The following is a 13963-nucleotide window of genomic DNA, read 5'->3' as shown; positions in this document are numbered from 1 at the left end:
GGGACTTTCTACAGGGCCTTGCGCAGGTTGGCGGGCGCGATGCGCAGCGCCTCGCGGTACTTGGCGACGGTGCGGCGCGCGCACTCGATGCCCTGCTCCTTGAGCATCTCGGAGATCTGGCTGTCCGACAGCGGCTTCTTCACGCTCTCCGAACCGACGAACTGCTTGATCAGCGCGCGCACCGCGGTGCTCGAGGCATTGCCGCCGGTCTCGGTGCCCAGCGCCGAGCCGAAGAAGTACTTGAGCTCGACCGTGCCGAAGGGCGTCGACATGTACTTGGCGGTGGTCACGCGCGAGATGGTGGACTCGTGCAGCCCGAGCTCGTCGGCGATCTCGCGCAGCACCAGCGGGCGCATCGCGAGCTCGCCGTGCACGAAGTAGCTCTTCTGCCGCTCGACGATGGCGTTGCTCACGCGCAGGATGGTGTCGAAGCGCTGCTGGATGTTCTTGATGAACCAGCGCGCCTCCTGCAGCCGCTGCGACAGCGCCTGGCTGCCCTCGCCCTTGTGCGACTTGAGCGCGCCGGCATAGATGTCGTGCACGCGCAGCCGCGGCATCACCTCGGGGTTGAGCATGACGCGGAACTTCACGTTGGTGCCGCGGCCGGTCTTGGTGACGATCACGTCGGGGATGACGATGTTGCGTTCGACGTCGACGAAGCGGCGGCCCGGCTTGGGTTCGAGCCGCGCGATGATCTGCAGCGCCGAACGCACCAGTTCCTCGTTGGTGCGCGTGAGCGTGGCCAGGCGCTTGAAGTCGCGCCGCGCGAGCAACTCCATCGGCTGCTTGCAGATGGCGAGCGCGGTCTTGCGCACCAGCTCTTCTTCCTCGGTCTCGTCCTCGTCAGCCAGCGCGCGCAGCTGGATCGCGAGGCATTCGCCGAGGTCGCGCGCGCCCACGCCCGCGGGCTCCAGGCTCTGCAGCAGGCCGAGCGCGACCTGGAAGTGGTGCACCAGTTCGTCGAACTGGTCGTTGTCGTCGCCAGCGAGGCCCGAGGCCAGCGCCGGCAGCGAATCCTCGAGGTAGCCGTCGTCGTTGAGCGACTCGATCAAGAAGCGCAGCGCGGCGCTGTCGTTCTCGTTGAGCCGCAGGCTCAGCGCCTGGCGGTGCAGGAAGGACTGCAGCGATTCCTGGCTGCGCGCGAGCTCGGTGGCATCGGCGCGCTCGTCGTCGCCGGTGCTGCTGTTGTTGCGCGCGGGCGCGTCGCTGCCCCACTCGCTGTCGTCGGGCGCCATGTCGACGGTGCCGTCGCCTTCCCAGTCGGGCTCGCGCTCGGGCGAGTCGAGGGCCGGCTCGGCCTCGGACGACGAGGCGGTCTCGGTGGACGTGGTCGAAGTCGAAGGCGCGGCGCTCGCGTAGTCGCTCTCTGCCTCGCGCTCGGTGTCCTCGCGCGGCGCGGGCGTGTCGGCGGCGTCGAGGCCGAACTCCTCGCGCGCGGCTTCCTCGGCGGTGCGCTCGAGGAAGGGGTTCTCGTCGAGCATCTGCTCGACCTCCTGGCTCAGTTCGAGCGTGGAGAGCTGCAGCAGCCGGATCGACTGCTGCAGCTGAGGCGTCAGCGCGAGATGCTGCGAAACGCGCAGCGACAAGCCTTGTTTCATGCCCTCAGGAAATGACTTGCACGAGGGTCATCACATCCGGAAGTGCTCGCCCAGGTAGACCCGGCGCACTTCGGCGTTGTCGACGATCTCCGAGGGCGTGCCCTGTGCCAGCACATGGCCGTCGCTGATGATGAAGGCGTGGTCGCAGATGCCCAGCGTCTCGCGCACGTTGTGGTCGGTGATCAGCACGCCGATGCCGCGTTCCTTCAGGAAGCTGATGATGCGCTGGATCTCGATCACCGCGATCGGGTCGATGCCGGCGAAGGGTTCGTCGAGCAGGATGAAGCGCGGCTGGGTGGCCAGCGCGCGCGCGATCTCGACGCGGCGGCGTTCGCCGCCCGACAGCGCGAGCGCGGGCGAATCGCGCAGGTGGTCGACGCGCAGGTCGGCCAGCAGCTCCGACAGGCGCTCTTCCATGCGCTGCTTCGACAGCGCCTGCGGCCGGCCGTTGGCATCGGGCTCGCGCTGCAGCTCGAGCACCGCGCGCACGTTCTCCTCGACCGTGAGCTTGCGGAAGATCGAGGCCTCCTGCGGCAGGTAGCTCAGGCCCATGCGCGCGCGGCGGTGGATCGGCATGTGGGCGATCGGCTCGCCGTCGATGGAGATCTCGCCCGCGTCGGCGCGCACCAGCCCGACGATCATGTAGAACGAGGTGGTCTTCCCGGCGCCGTTGGGCCCGAGCAGTCCGACCACTTCGCCCTTCTGCACGTCGAGCGAGACGTCCTTGACCACCTTGCGGCTGCCATAGCTCTTCTGCAGGCCGCGCGCGACGAGGCGGCTGCCCGGCACGCCGTTGGCTTCCTGGGTTCCGGCGGCTTCGATCACTTGCGTTCTTCCCCTTCGCCGCTCAGCGTGGTGGTGGAGCGCAGTCCGGCGCCCGGTGCCGGCGTGGGTGCCGGGGCCGCGGGACGGCGCGTGGCCGGCGCCGAGGCGCCGGGCGCACCCGGTGCGGCGGGCGCGGCCGACTTCGGCGTGAGGATGGCCTTGACGCGGCCACCGCCACCTGGCGCCGACACGCCGGCGTTGGGCGGCACGGTCGAGCCGTTGACGGTGTAGGTGTCGTTGCTCTGGTCGTAGACGATCAGCGCGCCGCTGCTCTCGTCGTTGGGCGTGGCGCCGACCAGGCGGCGCATGACGGCGCGGCGGATGAACTTGACGTTGTCGGCACGGCTGTCGTACTCGATGACCTCGGACTCGCCCTCGATCCACTCGTCGCCGTTGCCGTTGCGCTTCTGCTTGTAATAGGCGAGCTTGCCGGGCGCCGCGGTGACCACGCCGTACTGGTAGCCCTCGGGGTCCTGGCGCACGTCGATGCGCGCGCCGCGGATGATGATGGTGCCCTTGGTGACCACCACGTTGCCGGTGAAGACGCTGGTCTGCTTGAGATCGTCGTAGCGCATCGAATCGGATTCGATGTTCATCGGCTTGGTCCGGTCGGCCGTTTCGGCCAGGGCAGCGGCGGCGGAGCCGGCCAGCAGCAGCGCGGCCAGCACGAGGCGACCGGTGCGGCGAAGGGAGGAGGTGGGGTGAGAGTGCGATGTCATAGAGGCACGAAACTTGCTCTGCATTGTATGCGGCCCATCGCGCCAGACCCATGCGCGCGGATGAAAAAGCCCCGGGGCGGCGAACCCGGGCACGGCACCCCGCGGGATCGCCCCGCGTTCTGCCGACCGGCCGGATGACGGCCCGGCCGCCCCGGAACCCTCGATGGGATTCCGGCCTCCCGGCGGCGGGGCGGCTACAAGGTGTGAAGAAACCGTAGCGAGCGCCCCGAGGTCGCGCCGAGGACCGGAGCCGTACTCTGTACGGTGAGGACCGCAGGTGCGAGATCGGGGCGCGCAGTAGGTTTATTCACACCTTGTCAACCCTTGCGGGCTTCGCCGATCAGATAGTTGGTGACGGCCAGCGCCTTGTTCATGTTGCCGGCGAGCTCGCCGTCCACGTACCAGCGGCCGGCCACGGCCAGCGCGGGCACGCCGGCCACCTTGTAGGCCTCGGTCAGCTGCGAGGCGCGCTTGGCCTTGCTCGCCACGCCGAAGGAGGTGAACAGCTCCTTGAACTTCGCGCCGTCCAGGCCGTTCTTCTCGGCCCAGGCCACGATGTTGGCGTCGCCGTTCACGTTCTGGCGCTGGGCGTGGATCGCGTTGAAGACCTTGGGCTGGTACTCGTCGACCTTGCCCAGCGCCTCGAGCGCGTAGTACAGGCGCTGCTTGGCTTCGACGTCGTTGCCCACGAAGGGCACCGGCACGCGGCGCAGCACCACGTCCTTGGGCTGGCCCTTGGCCCAGGCCTCGAGCGCGGGCTCGAAGTCGTTGCAGTGCGGGCAGTTGTACGAGAAGAACTCGATCACCTCGATCTTGCCGGCCGGTGCGTCGACCGGCACGCGCTTGTCGAGCACGAGGTATTCGGTGCCGGCCTTCGGTGCGCGGGCCTGGGCTTGCGCGGGCAGATGGGCCATCAGGCCGAGCGAGCCAGCGGCGACGGCCAGCGAGAAATCACGACGTTTCATGGGAAAGAGCTCTCCAGTTGGTAGACGGCAGACTGAGCCGGGCCGATGAAGCGGAGTTCCCGCGCGCGGTGCTCGGGGCTCCGGGAAACCGGGGGCGGCGCGGACCGCGGCGAAGCTTAAAGAAAAACCATGACCGTTGTCGGGAGAGGCCACCCGGCGGCGGCGCTCCCCGGCCGGACGGCGCTCAGCGCTGGACGCGCACCAGCGCCGAGTCGAGGCCGGCGCCGTCCATCCGCTCCTTGAGGCGGTCGGCGTCGTCCTTCTTGTTGAACGGACCGGCGCGCACGCGGTAGACGGTGCGGCCGGCCTGCTCGCGCTCGGTCACGCGGGCCTCGACGCCCATCAGCGAGAGCTTGGCGCGCTGCGCCTCGGCGTCCTCGGTGGTGCGGAAGGCGCCGGCCTGCACGAAGTACATGAAGGGATCGGCACCGCCGGAGCCGGTGGCGGCCGCGGCATTGCCGCTGCTCGACGACGGGGCGGCGGCCACCGTGGTGCTGCCGCCGACGCTGCCGGCGCGGGCCCGGGCCAGGTCGCCGAGCGGATCGTTCGAGGGCGGCAGCGCGTTGGCCTCGGCCGGCACCGGCGCGGGCCGCGCGGGCTTGGGCGCGACCACCACCGGCACCGGCGCCGTGGGCGGCGGGGTGCCGGGCGAGACCGTGGCGGTGGCGGGATTGCTGCCGTCGCCGGCAGGCGGCGCGCCGACCGGGCCGGCGGCCGCGGGGCGCGGCTGCTGCGGCTTGCCGGCCAGCGGGGCGTTCGGGTCCCAGTCGCGGTTCTTGCGCGCCTCGGCCTCGTCCTGCTCGGCACCGCCGCGCTGCGTCTTGGTGACGAAGGGGATCGGCACCTTGGTCACGTAGACCGCGATACCCAGCGCGACGCCCAGGCCGAGCACCAGCCCGATGATCAGGCCGATGACGATGTTGCCGCGTTGTCTGGTTGTCTTCTTCATGGGGAGGGGGTTCACATCTTGCGCGGCGCGGTGACGCCGAGGATCGCGAGGCCATTGTGCAGCACCTGCGCGGTCGCGGCGACCAGCGCCAGGCGCGCCAGCTTCACGGCCTCGTCGTCGACCAGGATGCGCTCGGCGTCGTAGTAGCTGTGGTACGTGGCCGCCAGTTCGCGCAGGTAGAAGGTGACGTCGTGCGGCGCGAAATCCTTGGCCGCGGCGCTCAGCATCTCGGGGTACTTGGCCAGCAGCAGCATCAGCGACTGGGCCGCCGGGCTCTCGAGCGGCGACAGGTCGACGCCCTGCAGCACGGCCGCGTCGCCGCCCCAGGCCGCGAGCACCGAGCAGATGCGCGCATGCGCGTACTGCACGTAGTACACCGGGTTGTCGTTGTTCTGCGCCACGGCCAGGTCGACGTCGAAGGTGTATTCGGTGTCGGGCTTGCGGCTCAGCAGGAAGAAGCGCACGGCGTCGGTGCTGGTCCACTCGATCAGGTCGCGCAGCGTGACGTAGCTGCCGGCGCGCTTGCTGATCTTGACCTCCTCGCCGCCCTTGGTGACGCGCACCATGGTGTGCAGCACGTAGTCGGGATAGCCCTCGGGAATGCCCTCGCCCACCGCCTGCAGCCCGGCGCGCACGCGCGCGATGGTGCCGTGGTGGTCGGTACCCTGGATGTTGATGACCTTGTGGAAGCCGCGCTCCCACTTGGCGATGTGATAGGCGACGTCGGGCACGAAGTAGGTGTACGTGCCGTCCTGCTTCTTCATCACGCGGTCCTTGTCGTCGCCGTAGTCGGTCGACTTGAGCCACAGCGCGCCGTCCTGCTCGTAGGTCTTGCCCGCGGCGACCAGCTGCGCCACCGCGCGCTCGACGCGGCCGCTGGTGTAGAGGCTGGACTCGAGGTAGTACTGGTCGAAGCGCACGCGGAAGGCCTGCAGGTCCAGGTCCTGCTCGCGGCGCAGGTAGGCGACGGCGAACTCGCGGATCGCCTCCAGGTCCTCGATGTCGCCGCTGGCCGTGACCTCGCGGTCCTCCGACTTCACGGTCTTCCTGGCGATGAAGTCGGCCGCGATGTCGGCGATGTAGTCGCCGTTGTAGGCCGCGGCCTTCTCGCCGCTCGGCCATTCGGCGTCGCCGGGCTTGAAGCCGCGCGCGCGCAGCTGCGTGCTGTTGGCCAGGGTCTGGATCTGCACGCCGGCGTCGTTGTAGTAGTACTCGCGCCAGACCTGCTCGCCCTGCGAGGCGCGCAGGTTGCAGATGGCGTCGCCGAGCGCGGCCTGGCGGCCGTGGCCCACGTGCAGCGGGCCGGTGGGATTGGCCGAGACGAACTCGACCAGCACCTTCTCGCCGGTGGCCGGGCGCTGGCCGAAGGCGGCGCCGGCGTCGAGCACCTCGCGCACCACCTGCTGCTTGGCGGCGGTCTTCAGGCGGATGTTGAGGAAGCCGGGGCCGGCGACCTCGACCGCCTGCACCCATTGGGCGAAGGCGGGGGTGGCGAGCAGCGCGGCGCTCAGTTCCTCAGCGAGCTCGCGCGGCTTGCGGCCGAGCGGCTTGGCCAGCTGCATGGCGGCATTGCTGGCGAAGTCGCCGTGGGCCGCGACCTTGGGAGACTCGAACGCGGCCTTGAGGCCGGCGCCGGGCGAGAGGGATTCGAGCGTGTTCGCGAGCGCCGCGAGCAGCTCTTGTTTGACCAATAGCATCGGCGAATTTTACCGGGGGCAAACTCGGTCGCAGTTGACGATCGTCATCCGACCGTCCCCTTCGCCCGTTACGATGGTCAACCCCGAGGCGGGGCAGCCACTGTCACAACCCATTTGCAAGGACACACACCATGAAGAAGCTCCTTTCCCTGGTCGCCTCCACCATCGCGCTCGGCGCCTGCCTTTCCTTCGGCGCCGCCCAGGCCCAGGACAAGGCCGCCACCCCGGCCGCTCCCGCCGCGGCGGCCCCCGCCGCAGCCGCCGGCGGCTGCGAAGCCAAGGCCGTCGACAAGAACGGCAAGGCCCTGGCCGGCGCCGCCAAGGCCAGCTCGATCAAGAAGTGCGAGAAGGAAGCCAAGGCCGCCGCCGCCCCCGCCTGCGCCGCCAAGGCGGTCGACAAGAACGGCAAGGCGCTCGCCGGCGCCGCCAAGAACAGCTTCGTCAAGAAGTGCGAAGCGGACGCCGCCAAGGGCTGAGACCCGAAACCGCGTTTCTGAGCAACCTTTGTGAACAAAGCCCGCCTCGTGCGGGCTTTGTTACTTGAGCACGCCCAACAGGTTGTTGTAGTCGTCGGTCCAGGGCCGCGCGGCCGGGTCGACCGCGATCGGCTGGGCCGCCGCGGCGATCGGTGCACGCGCGAGCACCTGCGGATCGCGCGCCACCAGCACCCAGTCGGTGGCGTGCAGCCAGGCCGAATCCTCCGCGTCGTCGCTGACCAGCACCGCATGCAGCCCCTGCGACTGCGCGATGCGGGCCACCACGGGCGCGAGCGCGAGGAAGTGGTTGGTGACGTGGAAGGCCACCACGCCGTCGGGCCGCAGGTGCCGCAGATAGACCTGCATGGCCTGCGCGGTCAGCAGGTGCACCGGCACCGAGTCGCCCGAGAAGGCATCGACCGCCAGCACGTCGAAGCCCTGCGCGCTCTCGCGCTCCAGCGCCAGCCGCGCGTCGCCGAGCACGCGCTCGATCCGCGCGCGGCTGTCGCGCAGGAAGGTGAACTCGCGGTCCGCGATGTCGAACACCTCGGGATTGATCTCGTAGAAGCGGTAGACGTCGCCCGTGCGCCCGTAGGTCGCGAGCGTGCCGGCGCCCAGCCCGATCAGCCCGACGCGGCGCGCGCCGATCGGCAGCGCCTCGATGGCCCGGCCGATGCCCGAGGTGGCGCCGTAGTAGGTGGTGGGTTCGCGGCGGCGCTCGGGCGAGAGGAACTGCTCGCCATGCTTGATCGAGCCGTGGACGAACTGGCGCACGTAGTCGGGCGGGTCCTGGCGCCGCACGTCGTAGGTGTGCATCGAGCCGTAGAAATTGCGCCCCAGGGTGCGCAGGCCCTCGTGGTCGCTGCGCACCTGCTCCGAGAGCAGCCAGCCGCAGCAGGCCGCGAGCCCCACGCCGGGCACCCACAGCAGCCAGCGCGCGCGCAGCACCAGCGCGCCGAGCAGCGCGGCCAGCACCAGCCCGATGCCGAGCTCGTAGTAGGCCGGCAGCAGGTAGGGCGCGCCCAGCCCGACCGTCACGCCGCCGATGGCGCCGCCCAGCGAGAGCATCAGGTAGAAGCGCGTGAGGTGCGCGGGACCGGGCCGCAGCCGCGCGGTCTCGCCGTGCAGGAACATGCACAGCACGAACAGGCCCGCCACGTGGATCGTCAGCGCGGTGTGGATCTTGAGCCCGGCGCCGTCCTGCAGCTGGTAGGCGCACAGCGCCAGCATCGCGGCCGCGAGCGGCACGAACAGGCCGCGCCGGTACCAGCGGTCGCTCTCGAAGCACAGCACGAAGGTCAGCAGGTAGAGCGACAGCGGCAGCACCCAGAGGAAGGGCACGGCCGCGATGTTCTGCGTGATGTGGTTGGTGACGGCCAGCAGCAGCCAGGAGCCGAGCGCGGGCAGCGCGAGCCACAGCAGCTGGTCGATGCGGCGCGGTGCCGCGACGGGCGCATCGGTGGACGTGGCGGCGGCCGGCAGGTCGTGGTTCCAGCGGCGCGCCATGTACAGCGTGGTGCCCGCGCAGAGCACGACGAAGCCCGCGTAGCCCCACGACCAGCCGATGGCCTGCTGCATCAGCGTGCTGCGCGGCTCGATCAGCACCGGGTAGCTCAGCAGCGACAGCAGCGATGCGAGGTTCGACAGTGAGAAGTAGCGGTACACGCGCGCGCCCCAGGGCGTGCGCGACACCCAGGACTGCACCAGCGGCCCGGTGGTCGAGAGCAGGAAATACGGCAGGCCGATGGTGCCGACCAGCAGGCCCAGGATGCGCCAGGCCGGGTCCTCGGCGCCGGCCGGCTTCCACTGCGCGCCGGCCACGATCGGCAGGAAGGCCAGGCTCGCGAGCAGCAGCGCCACATGCAGCAGCGCCTGCGCGCGCATGCGCAGGTGGCGCGAGATCCAGTCCGAATAGGCATAGCCCGCGAGCAGCGCGACCTGGAAGAACACCATGCAGATCGACCACACGGCGGCCGAGCCGCCGAACCACGGCAGGATCTGCTTGGCGATCAGCGGCTGGACGAGGAAGAGAAGGAAGGCGCTGCCGAAGATCGTGCCGGCAAACAGGAGCTGGATGCCGGCGCTCGCCATGCGGCTACTTGCTGCCGAAGCCGCGCGCGAAGAACACCGCGGCCAGCGGGATCACGGCGATCAGGTGGGCCTGGATCATCACCAGCTTGCGCGTCTTCTTCACCTCGGCCTCCGAAGGCAGCGTGCCGCTGGCGCGCAGCGCCTTGCGCCAGCGCAGGTAGTTGAGGGTCGGGAAGATCGACAGCACGCCGACCACGATGAACAGGCCCAGCTTCAGGTGCAGCAGCGGATTGGTCCAGTACCAGGCCGTGCCCTTCACGCCCCAGAGGGTGCGCGCGATGCCGGTCAGCAGCACGGACACGGCGGCGATGCCGTAGACCATGTCGACGCGCGCGAGCCGCTCGACCACCGCGGCATTGAGCCACTCGACGCGGCACAGCGCCGCCTCGCTGGCGATGAAGACGACCATCGTGAGGATGGCCAGCAGATGCAGGTAGGCGAGGATGGCTTCGAGGGTCATCGTGGCGTTCTCTTCGTCGGGGCGCGTGGGGTTTGCAAATGCAAACAGATTGTGCAGCCGCGCGCCCGGCTCAGGTCCGTCCACCCCAGAATTCGGGCCGCCCGTATTGGTCTTTGAGGAAATCAAGCCACAGTCGCACGCGCAGCGGCAGGTGCTTGGCGCCCGCGAACACCGCGTAGATGCCGTTGGGCGGTGCCGCGAACTCGTCGAGCAGCGGCACCAGCAGCCCGGCGTCGATCTCGGCCTCGACCTCCCAGGTGCTGCGCCAGGCGATGCCGTGGCCGGCCAGGCACCAGTCGTGCAGCACCTGGCCGTCGGAGCAGTCGAGCGGGCCGCTGGGCCGCAGGTGGATCAGCTCGTGGCCGCCCTGGGCATCGGGAATGCGGAAGGCCCAGCCGCGCGTCTGCGAGGCATCGCTGGTGAGCGCCAGGCAGGCGAAGCGCGAGAGCTCGTTCGGATGGCGCGGCGCGCCGTGGCGCAGCACGAACTCGGGCGTGGCCACGCAGCGGCGCCGGTTGTCGGCCAGCCGCACGCTGACCAGCGAGGAATCGGGCAGGTCGCCCACGCGCACGGCGCAATCGAAGCTCTCGCCGGCCACGTCGACCACGCGGTCGCTGAGGTTCAGCGAGATCGTCACCTCGGGATGCAGCGCATGGAAGCGCGGCACCAGCGGCGCGACGTGGCGCCGGCCGAAGCCCGCGGGCGCGGTCACGCGCAGGTGGCCGCTGGCCTTGACGCCGCCCGCGCTCACGCTGGCCTCGGCATTGGCGAACTCCACCAGCAGGCGCTGGCAGTCCTCGAGGAAGGCGCTGCCCTCGTGCGTGAGCGTGATGCGCCGCGTGGTGCGAACCAGCAGCTTCACGCCCAGGCGCTCCTCGAGCGCATCGAGCCGGCGCCCCATGATCGCGGGCGCCACGCCCTCGGCCTTGGCGGCCGCGGTGAGGCTGCCGCGCGTGGCGACCGAGACGAAGGATTCGAGCTGCTTCAGGCGGTCCATGGCGCCCGAACTATATAGAGGCGGCGGGAAGCCCGGCGCCGCGCGGGCTCATCCCGGGGACCGGTTATTCGGGCTGCACCCCGGCCTCGCGCACCGCGGCGCCCCAGCGCGCATGCTCGGCGCGCACGTACTGCGCCGCCTGCTCGGGGCTACCGCCCACCGGCATGCTGCCCTCGGCCTGCAGCTGCGCGATGGTCGCGGGCTTGGCCAGCGCCTTGTCGATCGCGGCGTTGAGCTTCTTCACGATCTCGCTCGGCGTGCCCGCGGGCACCACCACTGCCTTCCAGTCGACCGCCTCGAAGCCCTTGTAGGTCTCGGCCACGGTGGGGATGTCGGGCATCACCGGCAGCCGCCTGGCCGAGGTCACGGCCAGCGCGCGCAGCTTGCCGGCCTTGACCATCGACAGCGCGCCCTGTGGCGTCGCGAACATGCAGTCGGTCTGGCCGCCGAGCAGGTCGGTGATGGCCGGCGCCGCGCCCTTGTAGGGCACGTTGAGCACCTTGAAGCCCACGCGCTTGGCAAGCACCTCGCCGGCCATGTGGCCCAGGGTGCCGGTGCCGGCCAGCGCCTGCTTGATCTCGCCGGGCCTGGCCTTGGCCGCGGCGACGAAGTCGGCCAGCGAGCGGTAGGGCGAGTCGGCGCGCACCACCAGCACCACGGGCTGCGCGGCGACGACCGAGACCGGCACCACGTCCTTCAGCGCGTCGTAGGGCATCTTCGGGAACAGCGTCGGGTTGATCGCGAGGTTCGCGGTCTGGCCCATGCCGATGGTGTAGCCGTCGGGCTTGGCCTTGGCCACCACGTCGATGCCGATGTTGCCGTTGCCGCCCGCGCGGTTGTCGACGATGAAGCTCCACTTCGTGTCCTCGGCGAGCTTCTGCGCGACCAGCCGCGCGACGATGTCGGTGGCGCCGCCGGGCGTGTAGGGCACGACCAGGCGCACCGGCTTGTCGGGCCAGGCGGTGTCGGCGTGGGCCGGCCAGGCGGTGAGCGCCAGGGCGCAGGCGAACGCGGTCGCGGCGCCGGCCAGCAGGCCGCGCCGTGGGATGGATGTCATGGGATCAGTCTCCTGTGGTGATGTGGCGGCGCCGGAGCGCCTCGATCGCTGCGTCGTCGTAGCCGGCTTCGCGCAGCAGCTCGACGGTGTGTTCGCCCAGGCGCGGCGGCTGCAGGCGGATGCCGGGCCGCACGCCATCGAGGGTGAACGGTGCCAGCGGCACCTTGGCCATGTGGCCGTCGTTCATGCGCACCGGCGCGAGGCCGCCGGTGGCGTTGAGGTGCGGGTCGTCGAACAGCGCCTGCGGCTTGGTGATGGGCGCGAACGGCAGCTCGTTCTGCTCGAACACCGCGGCGAGCTCGGCCGCGCTGCGCCCGGCGAGGTGCGAGCGCAGGATCGGCATCATCCATTCGCGCGCCAGCACGCGGTCGTTGTTGGTCTTCAGGCGCGGGTCGGCCGCCAGTTCCTCGAGGCCGAAGGCCTGGCAGAACACGGCCCACTGCTTGTCGCTGACGGCCGCGAGGAAGATCTGCTCGCCGTCCTTGACGGTGAACACGTCGTACACCGCCCAGGCCGAGATGCGGCTGGGCATCGGGTCGGCTGGCTTGCCGGTGGCGGCGAACTGCATCATGTGCTGCGCCACCAGGAACACGTTGTTCTCGAACAGCGCCGACTGCACCTCGCAGCCCTTGCCCGTGAGCTCGCGCTGGCGCAGCGCGGCCATCGCGCCGATGGCGCCGAACATGCCGCCCATGATGTCGTTGACGCTGGTGCCCGCGCGCAGCGGATCGCCCGCGCGGCCGGTCATGTAGGCCAGGCCGCCCATCATCTGCACCACCTCGTCGAGCGCGGTGCGGTGGTCGTAGGGACCGGGCAGGAAGCCCTTGTGGCTCACGTAGATCAGGCCCGGGTGCAGGGTCTTGAGCGTGTCGTAGTCGAGGCCCAGCTTCTTCATCGTGCCGGGCTTGAAGTTCTCGCTCACGATGTCGGCCGTGGCGATCAGCCGCAGCGCGGCCTCGATGCCCTCGGGCTGCTTGAGGTCGAGCGCGATGCTCTTCTTGTTGCGGTTGAAGGTCGGGAAGAAACCCGCGCCCGAGCCGAGCAGGCGGCGCGTGTTGTCGCCCTCGACCGGCTCGACCTTGATGACCTCGGCGCCGAGGTCGGCCAGGATCAGGCCGCAGGTCGGGCCCATCACCATGTGGGTGAACTCGACCACGCGCACGCCGGCGTAGGGCAGCGGATTGGTGTCAGCCATGTGCGGTGTTCTCCTGGACGAAACCCTTGGGCAGGCCGGCCTCGGGCGTCATGCCGTAGACCGGTTCGCCGGGCAGGCCGGCCATGAGCGGCGCGCGCGCCGCGATGAGTCTGGCGATGTCGATGCCGGTGCGCACGCCCATGGCCTCGAACATGAAGACCAGGTCCTCGGTGACCGCGTTGCCCGAGGCGCCGGGCGCATAGGGGCAGCCACCGAGGCCGCCGAGCGAGGCGTCGAAGGTGCGCACGCCCTCGTCCCAGGCCGCGAGGCAGTTGGCGATGCCGAGGCCGCGCGTGTTGTGCATGTGGGCCGCGCCGGCGTGGCGGCCGAGCTCGGCGCGCAGCCGCTTGAACAGCCGGCGCACCTGCGCGGGATTGGCATAGCCCACGGTGTCCGACAGGCCCGACTCGTCGGCGCCGGCCTCGATGCACTGCGCCGCGAGGCGGATCACGTCGTCCTCGGGCACCAGGCCCTGCAGGGTGCAGCCGAAGGCGGTGGAGATGCCGGCCTCGAGCTTCACCTGCGGCGCGATCGCGCGGCGCAGCTCGGCGATGGCGCGCACCTCCTCGACCATCTCGGTCGGCGTCTTGCGCACGTTGGCCAGCGAATGCGCCACGCTGGCCGACACCGGCATGGTGAGCTTGTGCACGCCGGCCTCGAGCGCGGCCTGCGCGCCCTTGCGGTTGGGCACCAGCGCCATCACGGTGAGGCCGGGCAGGGTGATCGCATGGCGCACCACCTCGGCCGCGTCGGCCATCTGGGGCAGCAGCTTCGCGGGCACGAAGGAAGCGACCTCGATCTCGCGCACGCCGGCGGCGTGCAGCGCGTCGATCCAGCGCAATTTGTGGTCCGTCGGCATGGTGGCCGCGACCGATTGCAGGCCGTCGCGCGGACCGACCTCGCTGATGAGCACATCGGGAGTTGTCATCGGAAA

General features: G+C 70.4%; 13 protein-coding genes. 1 reads left to right on the top strand and 12 read right to left on the bottom strand.

What is annotated here, in order from left to right; translation table 11 throughout:
- Positions 1-8: 8 nt before the first annotated feature.
- The 6 genes from AC07RM_RS36060 to argS all read right to left on the bottom strand — a co-directional run bounded on the left by AC07RM_RS36060 (position 9) and on the right by argS (position 6753).
- Positions 9-1598 (bottom strand): RNA polymerase factor sigma-54, encoded by a 1590-nt coding sequence (locus AC07RM_RS36060; RefSeq protein WP_495337546.1) that lies wholly within the window; start codon positions 1596-1598, stop codon positions 9-11.
- A gap of 30 nt (positions 1599-1628) precedes the next feature.
- Positions 1629-2423, bottom strand: coding sequence for an LPS export ABC transporter ATP-binding protein (gene lptB, locus AC07RM_RS36055; RefSeq protein WP_057595581.1), 795 nt, complete (start codon positions 2421-2423; stop codon positions 1629-1631).
- Positions 2420-3142: a lipopolysaccharide transport periplasmic protein LptA gene (lptA, locus tag AC07RM_RS36050; protein ID WP_431511249.1), complete on the bottom strand. Its 723-nt coding sequence runs from the start codon at positions 3140-3142 to the stop codon at positions 2420-2422. The genes lptB and lptA overlap by 4 nt, the downstream gene beginning before the upstream one ends.
- A 317-nt stretch (positions 3143-3459) precedes the next feature.
- On the bottom strand, positions 3460-4107 hold the full coding sequence (locus AC07RM_RS36045; protein ID WP_093350631.1) for a thiol:disulfide interchange protein DsbA/DsbL: 648 nt from the start codon (positions 4105-4107) through the stop codon (positions 3460-3462).
- Between the two features lie 184 nt (positions 4108-4291).
- Positions 4292-5056, bottom strand: a complete 765-nt coding sequence (locus tag AC07RM_RS36040) for an SPOR domain-containing protein (RefSeq protein ID WP_093350629.1) — start codon at positions 5054-5056, stop codon at positions 4292-4294.
- Positions 5057-5067: 11 nt separating this feature from the next.
- Positions 5068-6753 (bottom strand): arginine--tRNA ligase, encoded by a 1686-nt coding sequence (gene argS / locus AC07RM_RS36035; protein ID WP_495337545.1) that lies wholly within the window; start codon positions 6751-6753, stop codon positions 5068-5070.
- Positions 6754-6884: 131 nt separating this feature from the next.
- Here argS and AC07RM_RS36030 point away from each other — a divergent pair, with 131 nt between their 5' ends.
- Positions 6885-7229 (top strand): hypothetical protein, encoded by a 345-nt coding sequence (locus AC07RM_RS36030; protein ID WP_203204058.1) that lies wholly within the window; start codon positions 6885-6887, stop codon positions 7227-7229.
- Positions 7230-7289: 60 nt separating this feature from the next.
- Here AC07RM_RS36030 and AC07RM_RS36025 read toward each other — a convergent pair whose 3' ends face one another.
- From AC07RM_RS36025 to AC07RM_RS36000, 6 genes are all read right to left on the bottom strand, one after another.
- On the bottom strand, positions 7290-9320 hold the full coding sequence (locus AC07RM_RS36025) for a spermidine synthase (protein ID WP_495337544.1): 2031 nt from the start codon (positions 9318-9320) through the stop codon (positions 7290-7292).
- A gap of 4 nt (positions 9321-9324) precedes the next feature.
- Positions 9325-9780, bottom strand: a complete 456-nt coding sequence (locus AC07RM_RS36020; RefSeq protein ID WP_093350618.1) for a DUF2214 family protein — start codon at positions 9778-9780, stop codon at positions 9325-9327.
- Between the two features lie 70 nt (positions 9781-9850).
- A complete protein-coding gene (locus tag AC07RM_RS36015) occupies positions 9851-10777 on the bottom strand; it encodes a LysR family transcriptional regulator (RefSeq protein ID WP_093350615.1) in 927 nt (308 codons plus the stop codon).
- A 64-nt stretch (positions 10778-10841) separates the two neighbouring features.
- On the bottom strand, positions 10842-11834 hold the full coding sequence (locus AC07RM_RS36010; protein ID WP_495337543.1) for a Bug family tripartite tricarboxylate transporter substrate binding protein: 993 nt from the start codon (positions 11832-11834) through the stop codon (positions 10842-10844).
- A 4-nt stretch (positions 11835-11838) separates the two neighbouring features.
- Positions 11839-13029: a CaiB/BaiF CoA transferase family protein gene (locus AC07RM_RS36005; RefSeq protein ID WP_495337542.1), complete on the bottom strand. Its 1191-nt coding sequence runs from the start codon at positions 13027-13029 to the stop codon at positions 11839-11841.
- Positions 13022-13957 (bottom strand): hydroxymethylglutaryl-CoA lyase, encoded by a 936-nt coding sequence (locus AC07RM_RS36000; protein ID WP_495337541.1) that lies wholly within the window; start codon positions 13955-13957, stop codon positions 13022-13024. The genes AC07RM_RS36005 and AC07RM_RS36000 overlap by 8 nt, the downstream gene beginning before the upstream one ends.
- Positions 13958-13963 lie beyond the last annotated feature (6 nt).

This window comes from Variovorax sp. GW821-FHT09B05 (assembly GCF_059418265.1).
Note: the sequence above shows the minus strand (reverse complement) of the source record. Positions and strands in the feature narration are given on the sequence as shown.